The following is a 13813-nucleotide window of genomic DNA, read 5'->3' as shown; positions in this document are numbered from 1 at the left end:
TTCCTTTATCATCGGAAGATGACCTAAATCAAGGGAAGAAAATAAAAAAGAAACCCACGCTTTTTGAAAAGGGTGGGTTTCTCAACAGCCTGAGGACTTTTTCAAGTCCTTTTTTTATTTCTCAGCGCGGCTTAACACTTAGTAATTCACTCCAAGTCACAGGGCCGGCAATGCCGTCCTGTAAGATTTTCCTGCTTTTTTGAAAGTTCCGGACGGCTTGTTCTGTCTCATTTCCAAAAATCCCGTCAATCCCGTAACCCGGTAATGGAAAGCCTGCGTGTCTCAGTTTTTTCTGAAGCAAAGTGACGGCAGGCCCTCTCATTCCCTTTCGTAAAACAGGTGGTAATGTGCCTTGCTCTCCTTTTTGTAAAACAGCTTTGGAAAGTTCCATTCGAAACTCTTTCATATTAATAGAAGGACAAACAGTTTGCTGTTGGGGATGCTCGCGGTGGCCAAGGACGGCTGAAGAAGGAAGCCGGTAATAACTGCAGAGCGCAGCCGATAAATCTAATAAACTTTTCCTCTGAAGGCCTGTGAAATCCCCTTCACCGACTAAACAAATCCCTATATTCCCTCTGTTTCGCCCTTTCGTGTGGTAACTTATAACATTCAGGTTATGACACCACTGGATGAGACCTTTCCCTGTGAGAACAAAATGGTAGCCTGCTCCCGGCCATCCATGATGGTTCACATGGTATTTTGCAAATGAAAAAGCATCCCCCGTTTTTGTTCCGCTATGATGGATGGTTAAGTATTGCGGAACTGCCTCTTTGCTTTTTAAATATGTTTTATTCCGGTGTACCGGCAGTTTGCTGCGCAGGTCCTCTAAACGGCTGGTCAGTCCGTTCATCCACATACTGATCAACTCCTTGTCTTTTACTTAATAAGTACATTTCATTTATCAAGTAAGAGGATGCCGCTGGAGACTTTTGCTTGGAAATTATCCTTAGGTTACTAAAAGACTGCTTTTTTAGAGGCCGCCAGCATTTCAGGTACAGCACCAAAGAAAAAACGCAGGGCCGGAAAACCCTGCGTGGCATATTTTCAATTAACCTAAAAAATGGAGCAGAACAGCTGCCGCTGCAACGAGTACACCGGAGATAATGGAGAAGACAAGCGTTGGTTTAAACACTTCTGAATCTTTCCCTTTCAGTCCAGCGGTACTTGTCCCTAAAATAACGTTAGCAGGTGAAATTGCATTACCAATTGCACCCCCGGCAGACTGGGCAGCAATGACGTGAGGTAAACTCAATCCATCCATCGACTGCACCACTGACCCGTGCAATGGGGAAAATAACACATTTGATGACGTGTTTGAGGAGGTCATGAATGACCCGATTAACCCTATGATCGTAGCAAGCCCGACATATACAGGCGGCGGTGAGACCTCTGCTATCCCCAGCGCTAAGACGGTTGTCTGCCCGGAACTTTCCATAATCTCTGTCATAGTCAAGAATCCGGAAATAGCCAGGGAGGCACCGACAGCATTATCTTTTAAACCTTTAAAAATGGTTTTCCTGGAATCACTTTCGTATAAATTTAACTTGCGGTACCATATATACGCAAAAGCTGCTGAGATAAGCAAATATAAGCCAGGATGGGTCAGCGGAGCAATTGGTGAATAAGATTCCTCTGCTTCCACTTCATGGCCGTACCCTGTTTCTACTGCAGGGAAAGGCGGACCGACTTCCAGCTGTTCAAGTGTATCATGTATAAATGGTATGCCCAGCATAACGATTGAGAGGACGGTAAGAACATAGTAAGGCATAAATGCCTTATGCAAGGAAATATTCGGAGTTTCTACTCCTTCTTCCTTATCTTCGCTATCCTCAAGAATGTCCGTTTCATCCTCAAGCTCTGTTTTCTCTTTGTATGCTTTTCTTCGTGCAAGAAGATATAACGCTCCTAAAGCTACAGTGGCCGGGATAAAATTACTAAGTGTCGCATTCACCTGTGTTAAAGCTAACTGGCCGCCCCCGTGAATAAGGGAAATAATGATAACTGCAACGAATCCTTGTTTTACACCTTTCCAGCGGGCGAACAGCCAACAGATCATTAAGCCTCCCACTATATTTGGAATCCACAGGAGGATACCTGTATACAGCAATGTCAGTGCCTGCTCCTGTATTTCAACAGCATTCACTGTGGCAATCCATCCTACTGCCAGTGTACCGAACATGTTGGCCCAGGCGTGTCCAATTAATGGAATGACAACTGCGGTCACCGGTTTAACCCCGATCCCAATAAGTAATGGGGCTACCACGGCAATAGGGGCTCCGAAACCTGCGATACCTTGTAAAAATGAGGCGAAGACCCACCCAAAAGCGAGAATTAAAAACAGGTAATTTTGGCTGTGTTCCTGAATACCTTCCCGTATCGCTTCAAACGCTCCCGACTCTTTCGTAGTCTGATAGAGAAGAAGAGCCGGCCATACGACTAGCAGGATAAAAAAGGCTTCCCACAATCCTTTTCCAAAGCCGACTGCTATATTATCAAGCGGGGCCTGGAAGAGTATAAAAGCAATGACGGTCGCCGTAGCCATGGCAATCCAGCCGGAAACCGGGCCTGACCACTTTACTACGACAAGCAAGATAAGTAAGAGGGCCAATGGCAAAATTGCCACTGACCAGTGCAATAAATCAACCGGTAAGTTATTATCCATGAAACTGTCTCCTTCCTTTAAAAACGAGCTGTTCTACCAGCTGAGGGCAATTCCGTCTCCCCGAGGGTCGGCTCCGGCATAATAGACGTTTGTCTCGGGATCAATGACGATTCCCTGGGCATGCCCCATTTGCTGGGAATAGTTTTCTGCATATTCAACTTCATGTCCTCTGTCTTTTAATGTCTGAATGATACTGTCTGAAATACGGGCTTCAAGTTTTAAAGAGGAGCTGGCTTCCCCCCATGTTCTTCCAAACAGCCACCTTGGCGCTTCAATTGCCTGTTGGATGTTATAACCAAAATCGACTACTCTCGTAAATAATGCACACTGGGTTTGCGGCTGTCCTTCGCCTCCCATAGATCCAAACAGCATAAACGGTTTCCCGTCTTTTGTTGCCATCGCCGGAATAATTGTATGGAATGTCCTTTTACCCGGTTCAAGAGTATTTGGGTGGTCTTTATCAAGGCTGAAAAATGAGCCACGGTTCTGAAGTAAAAATCCGCAGCCTTCAGGTATAAAACCTGAGCCGAATTCGTGGAAAATACTTTGAATAAGAGAAACAGCATTTCCCTCACCGTCTACTACACTCATAAAAGTAGTGTCTCTGTTCGTTTTCATCTCTGGCAGTTCTTCCAGATCTTCGACCGGGAATGCTTTATCCATTGTTATTTGCTCGTTCATCGTTTGCGTCTGCCGCGCAGATAACATATCTTCCATTGGAACAGATAGAAATTCCGGATCGGTAACCCACTGGTCTCTGTAAGTGAAAGCAATTTTAGCCGCTTCAGCCATTAAGTGATAATACCCAGGAGTCTGGTCACCAATCTTCTGCAGGTCATACTCTTCCAAGATATTCAGCATCATTAATGTGCCAATTCCCTGAGTATTCGGTTTAAGCTGATGAACCGTATAACCTCTGTATTCTGAAGACAAAGGTTCTTCAACTGTAGTCTGATGGGCTTTAAAATCTTCCTCATTAAGAAGACCGTCATTTTTCCGGAGTGAGTCAATTACTTTCTTTGCAATCTCCCCTTCATAAAACGCTTCACGTCCATTCTGTGCAATTTGATTAAAAGCCCAGGCCAAATCAGGCTGCTTTAATATATCTCCTGTTTTTAAAGGGGTATTGTCGGGGAGAAAAACCTTCGCAGTTTCAGGATACTGTTTAAGTAAATCCTGCTTTTCATGGACAAACCTGCTGAATTTTTCACTAACCGGAAAGCCTTCTTCTGCATACTGAATGGCTTGTTCAAACAGGGTGTCCCAAGATAGTCTGCCGTATTGCTGATGAAGTTCCCACCAGGCGTCTACTGTGCCAGGCACAGTATTAGCAGCGAGCGTCCCGCGGTCGGGAATACTGTCTAACCCGCGTTCTTCAAAAATATCCCGCGTCACCTCTGAGCCGGATCTTCCGCTTCCGTTAAATGCCTTAACGCCGTGTCCGCTTTTGTCTGACACAAGAGCAAACAAATCTCCGCCTAACCCCGCCATATGAGGATAAACAACGCATAATACACTGTTAATGGCTATGGCACCTTCTACCGCATGTCCGCCCTTCTTCAACACATCTTTACCAGCTTGAGTCGCCAGATAATGAGGAGATGTAACCGCTCCGTTAGTCCCCTGCATGACCGGTCTGCCGGTTTCCAGAAAGTCATAGCAAATACCATTTTGCTCCTTCATTGTTAATACCTCCTTTAAGTAGTAAATACACCCTATTATCTACCGTCCTCTCTTCCCTTACAGGAATCGACTAAAACGTACGTTTTTCTTGCTTCTTTTTTCCTTATAGAGGCAGTGATTAAGCTCAAAAGTATAAAAGACCCGATCCTTGGTTCCCTGTTTCAACCCTGGAGTCCGGCAACTTATATTAAAAAAGACTCAGATTTGAAGGATGATGGTTAAAAAATATCCATTCTCCAACATTAATGAATAACTCCTTTTTGAAGCCCCAAGCTGAAAAGAACTACTTGAGAAACAGGACAACAAGTGAGCGGATGACTTTTGAATAATAAAACCCACCCAAGGGCAAACCGCCCCTGAGTGGGTTTTAAACAGATGATAAAGCCTGCTCAGTAAGTCATGTGACAACCGGGTAGGCTTAGATTAAATTTCACCAAAATATAAGCCCCTCCGAATTTAGAAATAACATCAGGAGGGGCCATACAGTTTCTGCATGCCTCAGTAAGATTTGGATTCTTAAAGGCAAAAGATATACGTTTATTAAGCAGTCTTTTTCAAAATATCGTTAATTTCATTCTTATATAAATCCGATTTTCCGCCGAAAACGGCTTGAATATTTTTATTATATTTCATTACCCCGGCTGCTCCCAGAGCTTTCAGCTGAACTTCATCTATTTTCCCGGGATCATTCACGGTCACACGGAGTCTTGTGAAACAGGCATCCACATAATCGATGTTCTCTTCACCGCCCAAAGCCTCAAGAATCTCTTTTGCAGTATCGCGATAGGCATCTTTTGATTTCTTTTTTGAATGAGAGGCCGCTGCTGTTTTGCTGTCTGCTTCTTCATTTTCTTTTTTAGCATTGTAATCTTTACGTGTGTAAAGTTTTGCTTCCTGTCCGGCTCGGCCAGGAGTAGCCAGATCCCATTTTTTAATAGCAAAGGAGAAGACATAGTAATAGATTATAAAGAATCCTGCGCCCATAACGATATTCATCCACCAGTTATTAGTCCCTGGAAGGGCATTAACGAGCACAAAGTCGATTAACCCTGAGCCCCCGGCCCACCCAAGCTGGACGTTCATCATAAAGGCAAGTGCGAAGCTGATTCCAGCTAAAATGGCGTGTATCACAAACAAAACAGGGGCTACAAATAAGAAAGTAAATTCAATTGGTTCAGTAATACCTGTTAAGAAAGCGGTCCCTGCCGCTGCTACAAGCATTCCTTTAACAACAGGTCTGTTCTTCTTGTCAGCCTGACGGTACATCGCAAGTGCCGCTCCGAGAAGGCCAAACATAATAACAGGGAATTTACCTGCCATAAACCGTCCTGCAGTCACTTCAACACCTTCCGCGATTTGGGCAAGGAAAATATACTGGTCACCAGAAACAAGCTGTCCCCCTACTTCTGCTGTTCCGCCCAGGGATGTCCACAGAAATGGCGCATACCAGATATGATGCAGTCCTGTAGGAATAAGAACGCGTTCTAAAAATCCGTATAAACCAATGTAGGCAGGATTAGTAGCGTCTGAAGCAATGACATTAGCAACAGCGTCAATTCCTGTCTGAATTGGCGGCCAGACAATCATCACTGCAAAAGCTAGAATGATAGATGAAAACACCATTACAATACCGACAGAACGGTCACCAGCGAAGAAACCTAAGACTTCAGGCGGCTGGAACCGTTTAAAGCGGTTGTACACCCAGACAGCCAGAAGGCCGACGACAATCCCGCCCAGCACTCCTGTTTCAAGCGTAGGAATCCCAAGTGCCATGCCGTACTCGCCTGCTTCCTGAGCCATTTCCGGTGTAATTCCCATGGCCAGGGAAATCGTTGTGTTCATAATAATATATCCAAGTAAAGCGCCTAACGCTGCAATACCGGATCCACCACTTAAACCGATGGCGACTCCCAAAGCAAAAATAATCGGTAAGTTTTGAAAAATACTAAGACCGATTGTAGTCATACCTGAACTGAATGCTTCCACCGAGTCGTTCTGCAATACGGTGACATAATCTGCCAGAGGTCCGGTTAATGCTGCGCCAATACCGAGTAAAATACCTGCAGCCGGCAATAAGGCTACCGGGACCATCAGAGATTTCCCAAACTTTTGTAAGCTTGCAAAATTAAACATTCTTCTTTCCTCCCGTTCCATATAGGAATAAATCTGTTATAAAAGCGTTATCAATTTTATGGAAAGAAAGGGAGGCTGGAAAATATGTTCCTGGCGCTCCCTCATTTATTACTTACACTTCAACCGTTTCCAACTGTTTCAGTTCAGGCCAATACTCTTTATTTTCAGCGATAAGATCATCGAGAATTTTTCTTGCTTTTGGTGCATCTACAACCGTCCTGTTCAATGTTAACGCCTGCAGCAATTTGTTGTAATCTTTTTCATACCAGGCGTCGACCACCAGTTTTTCAAATGCAAGCTGTCCTTCTATCAATCCTTTCTGGAAGGTCGGGATTTCTCCCACTGCCAATGGCTTTGGACCTCTGCTCGTTAGCGCTGCGGGAACTTCGACCATCGCATCTTCCTGTAAGTTGGAAATAATTCCTTCATTCTTAACTATAACAATGAACGTATCCCTATTATTGTAGGCGAGTGATGCCGCGACCCGAATCATATAACAGCCGTGGATATCCACTTCCAGATCAACATTTTCAGTAGACTGGTCTTTTATAATCTGGTCGCTCATCGTATGAACACGTTTTTCCCGTCCATTAATAACCTGGCGTGCACGTGTATTATCCATGTCCTCTTTTTCTACCATGTCTGACGGGTAAAGATAATATTGAAGGTACGTATTTGGCAAATAGTCAGGGAAATCATTCAGCATCGTTTCCACCTGTTTAAAAGTTTTAATCCAGGAAGGATCGTTTACAATCTCTGAATCTTCAGGGATAAAACCGTCCTCAGTGATGGCTCTTTTAATATCATCAGTAAGCTTGTTTCCTTCTTTATCATAAATATTAGTGAACCATCCGAAATGATTTAAACCAAAGTATTCAGGAACCAGATCCCAAATTTCTTTTCCAAGGATTTTCGCGTAACTTACCATAATAGCCGCAGGCATATCGCAAATGTTCAATATTTTGTTATCGTCCGGGAACTCTCTTCTGAGCGCTTCTGCTACGATTGCTGCCGGATTTGTATAATTTAAAATCCACGCCTCCGGTGCGTAGGTGCGGATATCGTTCACAACGTCAATCATTTCTCCAATAGAACGGAGCCCGTAAGCCATTCCTCCCGGTCCGCATGTTTCCTGGCCAACAGCTTCATATTTAAGCGGGATCTGCTCATCTTTTTCGCGCATTTGAAGGCCGCCTGTTCTAATTTGTACAAAAGCAAAATCAGCGTTTGTATAAGCTTCCTCTTTATCTGTTGTGTAGTGGAAAGATTCCAGTTCCGGATACTTTTCCCTTAGGATTACTTCAGTCGCTTTTGCAATTTTCTCCTGCCGCTCGGCATTTGTGTCATAAAAAGTAATGGATTTAAGAGGAAAGTTTTCTTTCTCCTCTATCAAGCTCATAATCATCCCGAGAGTATAAGTGCTTCCTCCACCGACAACTACTAAGTTCTGACGCTTCATTTGTCATTCCTCCATTTTATTTGTATTATATTTGTATGTTTAATTTGTTAATACAAATATAATACTTATATATGAAAGCGTCAACACATTTTTCATAAAAAAATTATTAATGTTCTCCTGCACATTCTGAAAACCGTTATTAACAAGGGTTTATAACTAAATTTCAAATTATAAAATTAATAGAATTGAATCTGACAAGTATCTGCTATATGCTTAAATTAATATTAATTAATACAAATATAGACAGCGGGGTGTTCATAATGAAAAGCGGATCTCCTTTATATAGACAAATTGCCAATCAAATGAAAGAGGAAATAACAAAAGAAACATGGTTAAAAGGGGAAGCAATCCCTACGGAAGCTAAACTTTCTAAAACTTACGGTGTGAGCCGGGTCACTATTCGCCAGGCAATTAAATTACTTGTACAGGAAGGCTTGTTATATAAAATCCAGGGTAGCGGAACGTATGTAAGTGATAATAAATTTGAACATAATATATATTCTCTTAAAGGATTTACTGAAGAAATGCATGCTTTAAACAAGCCGACCAGAAATAAAGTCCTGACTTTTTCGTTAACTAAGCCTGATGCGCGTATTCAGCAGATCCTCGGGCTGGAGGATGGGGAGGAAGTATTTTTTGTCAGGAGGCAGCGGTATGTTGAAGAGACCCCGCTCGTAGTCGAAGATACGTATCTGCCTGTAAAGCTGTTCCCCGACTTGTCATATGAGCTTATGGAAGGGTCTAAATACGAGTATATTGAGAAAGTTAAACAGATGAACATAAAGGAAAGCTTTCAAGAAGTACTGCCGCTGATGCCGGACGAGGAAATAAGGAGTTTGCTTCATTTAAAAGAATCGATACCTATTATTAAAGTTCAGCTCTTTTCAACTCTTACTGATGAAACGACCTTCGAATATACAGATATTTATTTTAAAAGTGATGAATATAAATTTACTATTGTGGCAAACAGACAATTATAAACTAAAGAGTAGCCAGGGAATCAAAAAAACCTTCTTATAACCGGATAAGAAGGTCTTTTTTATCATTTTAATGATATATCTTAAAATTAAAGGCGCCTTCACTCAGGAACCTGTCTTCCACAGCCTTTTACTCCCCCAAAAAATACTGCCGCCTATAAGCTTCTTTTGTTTAAGAAAAATCTTATATCTGCTGGAGTCAGTCCTAATTTGCGTGCAGCTTCAATAAGGGCCACCCATTCTTTATCCATCTTTTCATCTTTTGGCATACTCAGCATAAGGTTGTCCTCCTTATACTGCGTCAATGAGGCGGCTATGCAGTCATAGGAAAATCACCCGCTCCCTTAGACCCACAGCTTTGCGTCCCTACCTTTCAATAGGTTTGCCCTTTCTGAATGAGCAGTTTTAATTTCATCTTACCTACTCCTCAGATCTGTTCAACATAATGAACGAAAAGTTCCAATTTAAGAGGCACACTGCTATAAAAGTCGAAATTTGTAAGTTAATGCCTTCCCCCTCTCTCCAAAATGTTCTTTATTAAGAATTAATTACCTAAAGCTTATGTTTATTTCTAGTATTTGTAAATGAGTATTTAGTCCTAAAAAACTGAATAGAATTAATATTTATATTATTTATTCAATAAGTTTTAAGTTCTGGGTATATCTAAAACATTTCCCCCGGTGTAAATAGCAGCAACACTATAAACAGATGCGGCCCCGCTCTCCGGCAGCCGCATCTGAAAATTATTAATTTACCAGGGCATCTTCTTTTTGAAAAAACCACTTAAGTGATCTGTAAACGTCTGATTTCTCGCGAAGAACATAATGGCGGAACCTTGGATCCTGAATGTTTTTATAGACGCTCATCAGGGTGGACGGTCGGTTATACTGATTAACTTCTCCATACCCGAAGAGACTGGCCATTTCCATTAATTCATGAACATATTTCAGGCACCGCTGATTGTCTGACGTAAGATTGTCACCATCAGAGAAATGGAACGGATAAATATTGTACAGTGAAGGCGGATAATCTTTATCGATAACTTCCAGTGCTTTTCTGTAGGCTGAAGAACAAATGGTACCTCCGCTTTCCCCTTTCATAAAGAAGTCGTCCTCTGACACTCTCTTAGCCTCAGTGTGATGGGCAATGAATACAATGTCCACCGTTTCATACTTTGTACGTAAAAATCTGGTCATCCAGAAGAAAAAGCTTCTTGCCATATACTTTTCAAAACGTCCCATGCTTCCTGAAGTATCCATCATCGCCAATACAACTGCTTTTGACTCTGGCTTAATTTTCTCTTCCCACGTTTTAAACCGTAAATCATCGTTTAATATTGGGCTCACGTTAGGGATTCCGCTCATCGCATTTCTTTTGAGTGCCTCAAGAATTGTCCTTCTCTTATCCACATTTCCCATTAACCCTTTTTTCCTGATATCATTAAATTCAATTTCTTCTATTACGATGTTGTCTTCTTCTTTTTGTTGCAAATTTGGCAGTTCCAGCTCTTTAAACAGCATTGTTTCCAATTCAGAAATAGATACTTCAGCTTCGTAATAATCTTCGCCTGCCTGATCTCCGGCCCCTTCTCCTTTTCCAGGTGCTTTCTGACCGCCCGGCTCCCGGGCAACAACATCACCGACCTTGCTTTTTCCGTTCCCCTGGCCTACATGTTTATTCTTATCATAATTATAGCGAATCTTATATTCATCTAAGGAACGGATGGGAACTTTAATCACATCACGACCGTTTGACATAACGATGCTTTCCTCACTGACCAAGTCAGGCAGATTCTTTTGAATCGCATCCTGGACTTTCTCCTGATGGCGCTGCTGATCCTGGTAGCCTTTCCGATGGAGGGACCAATTTTCCTGAGAGACAACGAAATTTTTCCCTGAATAGTTTGTCATCCGCATTCCCTCCTTCTTTTTTGTTACTGTTAGCCTTTTCCAACTTTTAAAGCTTACTTTATACTATGCAAGATGGACAGCGAGTTGACTAAAATTCTGAAAATTGGACAGGCAATTTGGCAGGATGAAGAAAAAGCCTCAGCGCTTTTTAGGCGCTGAGGCTTTTCAACTAGGAAAGGAAGCGGATATTTTTAGGCGGCCAGAAAGCAGCATTTGCCTTTCCTACGATTTTCTCTGCTTCCACAAAACCTATATGGCGGCTGTCAATACTGTTTTGCCGATTATCTCCGAGCACAAACACGTGGCCTTCAGGTACTTCAGTTTCTCCGGTCATCTCTTCCAAAGTAAAATCTTCTGTAAATAAGCCATTATCATGCTCTTCCTTATAAGAATCCAGAAAGTCCTCTTCCTGTGCCTCACCGTTAATGTAGAGGATATCATCCTCATAATAAAGTTCATCTCCAGGTAAACCTATGACACGTTTAATATAATCTGAGTCTTCAGTCGCATGAAAAATTATAAGGTCAAACCGGTTGGGCTGATCCACCTCATAACCAATCTTGTTCACTATAATTCTCTCACCATCATTGATAGTAGGCATCATAGATTGACCATAGACAATATAGTTTGTAAAGAGAAAGCCTTTGATAACAAATGAAAAAATCAGTACTGCCGTTACGAGTTTTGTAAGAGCCCACACATGCTTTTTCCATTGGGACTTTTTCTTTTCCGGCATATCTGCTGCAGACCTTTCTTCCATATTCATTTTTCATCCTCCAGTTACTTTATTCAAAAATAAATCTCTATTCCTTTTAAAATATAACCAGAAGTCTCTTATTTTAAACAGTTATAAAGAAAGAATTAAATTTGTTAAGGAACTGTAATAAACGTTGCAAAAGTGAAGGTGTATATGTAAAAAGCTGGGGGGTCAGACCCCCCAGCTTTTACCATCACCTGTTCAGCAGGCTGCCGACATACTTGATAAGATCGTTTGCCGACGTACTGTTATAGCCGTACTCATCTATTAATCTGGCTATGACTTCATTTACTTTCTTCAATTGGTTCTCATCAGGAGTTTTTGTTGAGGTCGTAATTTTAACAACATCTTTAAGGTCAGCAAACAGTTTTTTCTGAATGGCTTCCCGCAAACGGTCATGCGAATGATAGTCAAATTTCTTTCCTTTGCGCGCATAGGCCGAAATTCTGATTAAAATCTCTTCCCGGAAAGCTTTCTTAGCATTTTCAGATATTCCTATTTGTTCTTCAATTGAACGCATCAGTTTCTCATCCGGGTTCATTTCTTCCCCTGTCAGTGGATCCCGAAGTTTATTTTTATTGCAGTAAGCTTCAACATTATCAAGATAGTTATCCATCAATGTTTTGGCCGATTCTTCATATGAATAGACAAATGCTTTCTGGACTTCTTTCTTAGCCATCTCATCGTATTCCTTGCGGGCGATGGAAATATAGTTCAAGTAGCGCTCCCGGTCCTCTTTCGATATGGAAGCATGCTGATCCAGGCCGTCTTTAATAGATCTCAGAACATCCAGCGCGTTAATCGAAGTCATTTCTTTACGTATAATAGCTGAAGAAATCCGGTTTATAACATACCTCGGATCAATCCCGTTCATACCCTCATCGGAAAACTCTTTTTTCAGCTCTATGACATCCTGGGCGTTAAAGCCTTCGACATTCTGTCCATCATACAGCTTCAACTTCTTCAGCACATCCACATCGCTTTTCTGGGACTCTTTTAAACGTGTCAAAATGGTAAAGGTTGCTGCTATTTTAAGGGCGTGAGGAGCAATATGAACATGGGAAATATCCGACTCCTCAATCATTTTTTTATAAATCCGTTCTTCTTCGCTCACTTTAAGATTATAAGGAATCGGCATAACAATGATACGTGAGTGAAGGGCTTCATTTTTCTTATTGGATATAAATGATTTGTACTCCGCTTCGTTTGTATGAGCCACGATCATTTCATCAGCTGAAATAAGCGCAAAACGGCCGGCTTTAAAATTTCCTTCCTGTGTTAAAGATAAGAGGTGCCATAAGAATTTTTCATCACACTTTAACATCTCTTGAAACTCCATTAATCCCCGGTTCGCTTTATTCAATTCACCATCAAACCGGTAGGCACGCGGATCTGATTCTGAGCCGAATTCCGCTATGGTGGAAAAATCTATGCTTCCTGTTAAATCCGCAATATCCTGAGATTTAGGGTCTGAAGGACTAAAAGTACCAACACCCACCCGGCGGTCTTCTGATAAGAAAATTCTTTCTACCATTACATCTTCAATTCTTCCATCATAATCCTGTTCCAGACGCATCATATTGAGTGGTGAAAGGTTGCCCTCAACTCTGATCCCATATTCCTTATGAAAGTCTTTTCTCATATGGTGGGGAACAAGGTGTAACGGATCTTCGTGCATCGGACAGCCTTTAATCGCATAAACAGCTCCACGATCCGTCCTGGTGTATTTCTCAAGTCCTCTTTTCAGCATAGTTACAATAGTCGATTTACCACCACTGACCGGCCCCATTAAAAGCAAAATACGTTTCTTAACATCAAGACGTTTAGCAGCTGAATGAAAATACTCCTCCACCAGTCTCTCAACCGCTTCTTCCAAACCGAAAATCTGGTCTTCAAAAAACAGATACCGTTTCTTTCCATCTTCTTCAACGACTCCCGCATCTTTAATCATGTTATAAATACGGGAGTGGGCTGTCTGAGCCACTTCCGGTCTGTCACGCAAAATTTCCAGGTAATCAGCGAACGTCCCTTCCCATTTGAGACGCTCTTCTTCTTCCCGGTGCATCTGTATTCTGTCTATAATATTCATAATCTCCTCCTCTTAACATCAAGGATCATTTTCCAATGGGCCATAGTTCATCTTATGCGTCCAACCCGAATTCCATGTTCAAAAGTACAAGAAAATATTTACTCCGGCTTTTTCCAAGTTCCTTTGCAAAGCTTTAAATATTA

At 41.9% G+C, this 13813-nt stretch carries 10 protein-coding genes and 1 riboswitch; of the genes, 1 reads left to right on the top strand and 9 read right to left on the bottom strand.

The features are described 5' to 3' along the window. Positions 1–121 precede the first annotated feature (121 nt). From BMW59_RS20875 to BMW59_RS20855, 5 genes are all read right to left on the bottom strand, one after another. Complete coding sequence (locus tag BMW59_RS20875; RefSeq protein WP_093056183.1) at positions 122–856, bottom strand: peptidoglycan recognition protein family protein; 735 nt, start codon at positions 854–856, stop codon at positions 122–124. Between the two features lie 192 nt (positions 857–1048). Next, the gene (locus tag BMW59_RS20870) at positions 1049–2662 is read right to left on the bottom strand and encodes an L-lactate permease (protein WP_093056181.1); all 1614 of its coding nucleotides are present in this window, start codon (positions 2660–2662) and stop codon (positions 1049–1051) included. Positions 2663–2695: 33 nt separating this feature from the next. Further along, positions 2696–4345, bottom strand: coding sequence for a gamma-glutamyltransferase (ggt, locus tag BMW59_RS20865; RefSeq protein ID WP_093056179.1), 1650 nt, complete (start codon positions 4343–4345; stop codon positions 2696–2698). 540 nt (positions 4346–4885) lie between these two features. Further along, entirely contained in the window at positions 4886–6478 is a 1593-nt protein-coding gene (locus BMW59_RS20860; protein ID WP_245733255.1) for a PTS transporter subunit EIIC, read from the bottom strand. 112 nt (positions 6479–6590) lie between these two features. Beyond that, positions 6591–7937, bottom strand: a complete 1347-nt coding sequence (locus BMW59_RS20855) for a 6-phospho-alpha-glucosidase (protein ID WP_093056175.1) — start codon at positions 7935–7937, stop codon at positions 6591–6593. 260 nt (positions 7938–8197) lie between these two features. On the opposite strand from BMW59_RS20855, the gene BMW59_RS20850 reads away from it, so the two are divergent. Continuing rightward, positions 8198–8917, top strand: coding sequence for a GntR family transcriptional regulator (locus tag BMW59_RS20850; RefSeq protein WP_093056173.1), 720 nt, complete (start codon positions 8198–8200; stop codon positions 8915–8917). A 152-nt stretch (positions 8918–9069) separates the two neighbouring features. Here the strand turns inward: BMW59_RS20850 and sinI are convergent, their stop codons facing one another. The 4 genes from sinI to BMW59_RS20835 form a co-directional block, all read right to left on the bottom strand. Continuing rightward, positions 9070–9192: a DNA-binding anti-repressor SinI gene (gene sinI, locus BMW59_RS21445; RefSeq protein WP_230897538.1), complete on the bottom strand. Its 123-nt coding sequence runs from the start codon at positions 9190–9192 to the stop codon at positions 9070–9072. A gap of 27 nt (positions 9193–9219) precedes the next feature. Further along, a riboswitch (cyclic di-GMP riboswitch) is annotated at positions 9220–9311 on the bottom strand. A 349-nt stretch (positions 9312–9660) separates the two neighbouring features. Then, positions 9661–10824 (bottom strand): sporulation protein YhbH, encoded by a 1164-nt coding sequence (gene yhbH, locus BMW59_RS20845; protein WP_093056171.1) that lies wholly within the window; start codon positions 10822–10824, stop codon positions 9661–9663. Positions 10825–10993: 169 nt separating this feature from the next. Beyond that, positions 10994–11590: a signal peptidase I gene (gene lepB, locus BMW59_RS20840; RefSeq protein WP_093056169.1), complete on the bottom strand. Its 597-nt coding sequence runs from the start codon at positions 11588–11590 to the stop codon at positions 10994–10996. 184 nt (positions 11591–11774) lie between these two features. After that, the gene (locus BMW59_RS20835) at positions 11775–13670 is read right to left on the bottom strand and encodes a PrkA family serine protein kinase (RefSeq protein WP_093056168.1); all 1896 of its coding nucleotides are present in this window, start codon (positions 13668–13670) and stop codon (positions 11775–11777) included. Positions 13671–13813: the final 143 nt, after the last annotated feature.

The organism is Salipaludibacillus aurantiacus (assembly GCF_900111295.1).
Taxonomy (GTDB): Bacteria; Bacillota; Bacilli; order Bacillales; family Salisediminibacteriaceae; genus Salipaludibacillus; species Salipaludibacillus aurantiacus.
The sequence above is the reverse complement of the archived record's forward strand: the minus strand, read 5'-3'. Positions and strand labels throughout refer to the sequence as shown.

What these genes read in the sequence shown, in the direction of transcription:
- BMW59_RS20875 (WP_093056183.1), bottom strand. Translation starts at nt 856, where the DNA reads ATGTGGATGAACGGACTGACCAGCCGTTTAGAGGACCTGCGCAGCAAA.
- BMW59_RS20870 (WP_093056181.1), bottom strand. Translation starts at nt 2,662, where the DNA reads ATGGATAATAACTTACCGGTTGATTTATTGCACTGGTCAGTGGCAATT.
- ggt (WP_093056179.1), bottom strand. Translation starts at nt 4,345, where the DNA reads ATGAAGGAGCAAAATGGTATTTGCTATGACTTTCTGGAAACCGGCAGA.
- BMW59_RS20860 (WP_245733255.1), bottom strand. Translation starts at nt 6,478, where the DNA reads ATGTTTAATTTTGCAAGCTTACAAAAGTTTGGGAAATCTCTGATGGTC.
- BMW59_RS20855 (WP_093056175.1), bottom strand. Translation starts at nt 7,937, where the DNA reads ATGAAGCGTCAGAACTTAGTAGTTGTCGGTGGAGGAAGCACTTATACT.
- BMW59_RS20850 (WP_093056173.1), top strand. Translation starts at nt 8,198, where the DNA reads ATGAAAAGCGGATCTCCTTTATATAGACAAATTGCCAATCAAATGAAA.
- sinI (WP_230897538.1), bottom strand. Translation starts at nt 9,192, where the DNA reads ATGCTGAGTATGCCAAAAGATGAAAAGATGGATAAAGAATGGGTGGCC.
- yhbH (WP_093056171.1), bottom strand. Translation starts at nt 10,824, where the DNA reads ATGACAAACTATTCAGGGAAAAATTTCGTTGTCTCTCAGGAAAATTGG.
- lepB (WP_093056169.1), bottom strand. Translation starts at nt 11,590, where the DNA reads ATGAATATGGAAGAAAGGTCTGCAGCAGATATGCCGGAAAAGAAAAAG.
- BMW59_RS20835 (WP_093056168.1), bottom strand. Translation starts at nt 13,670, where the DNA reads ATGAATATTATAGACAGAATACAGATGCACCGGGAAGAAGAAGAGCGT.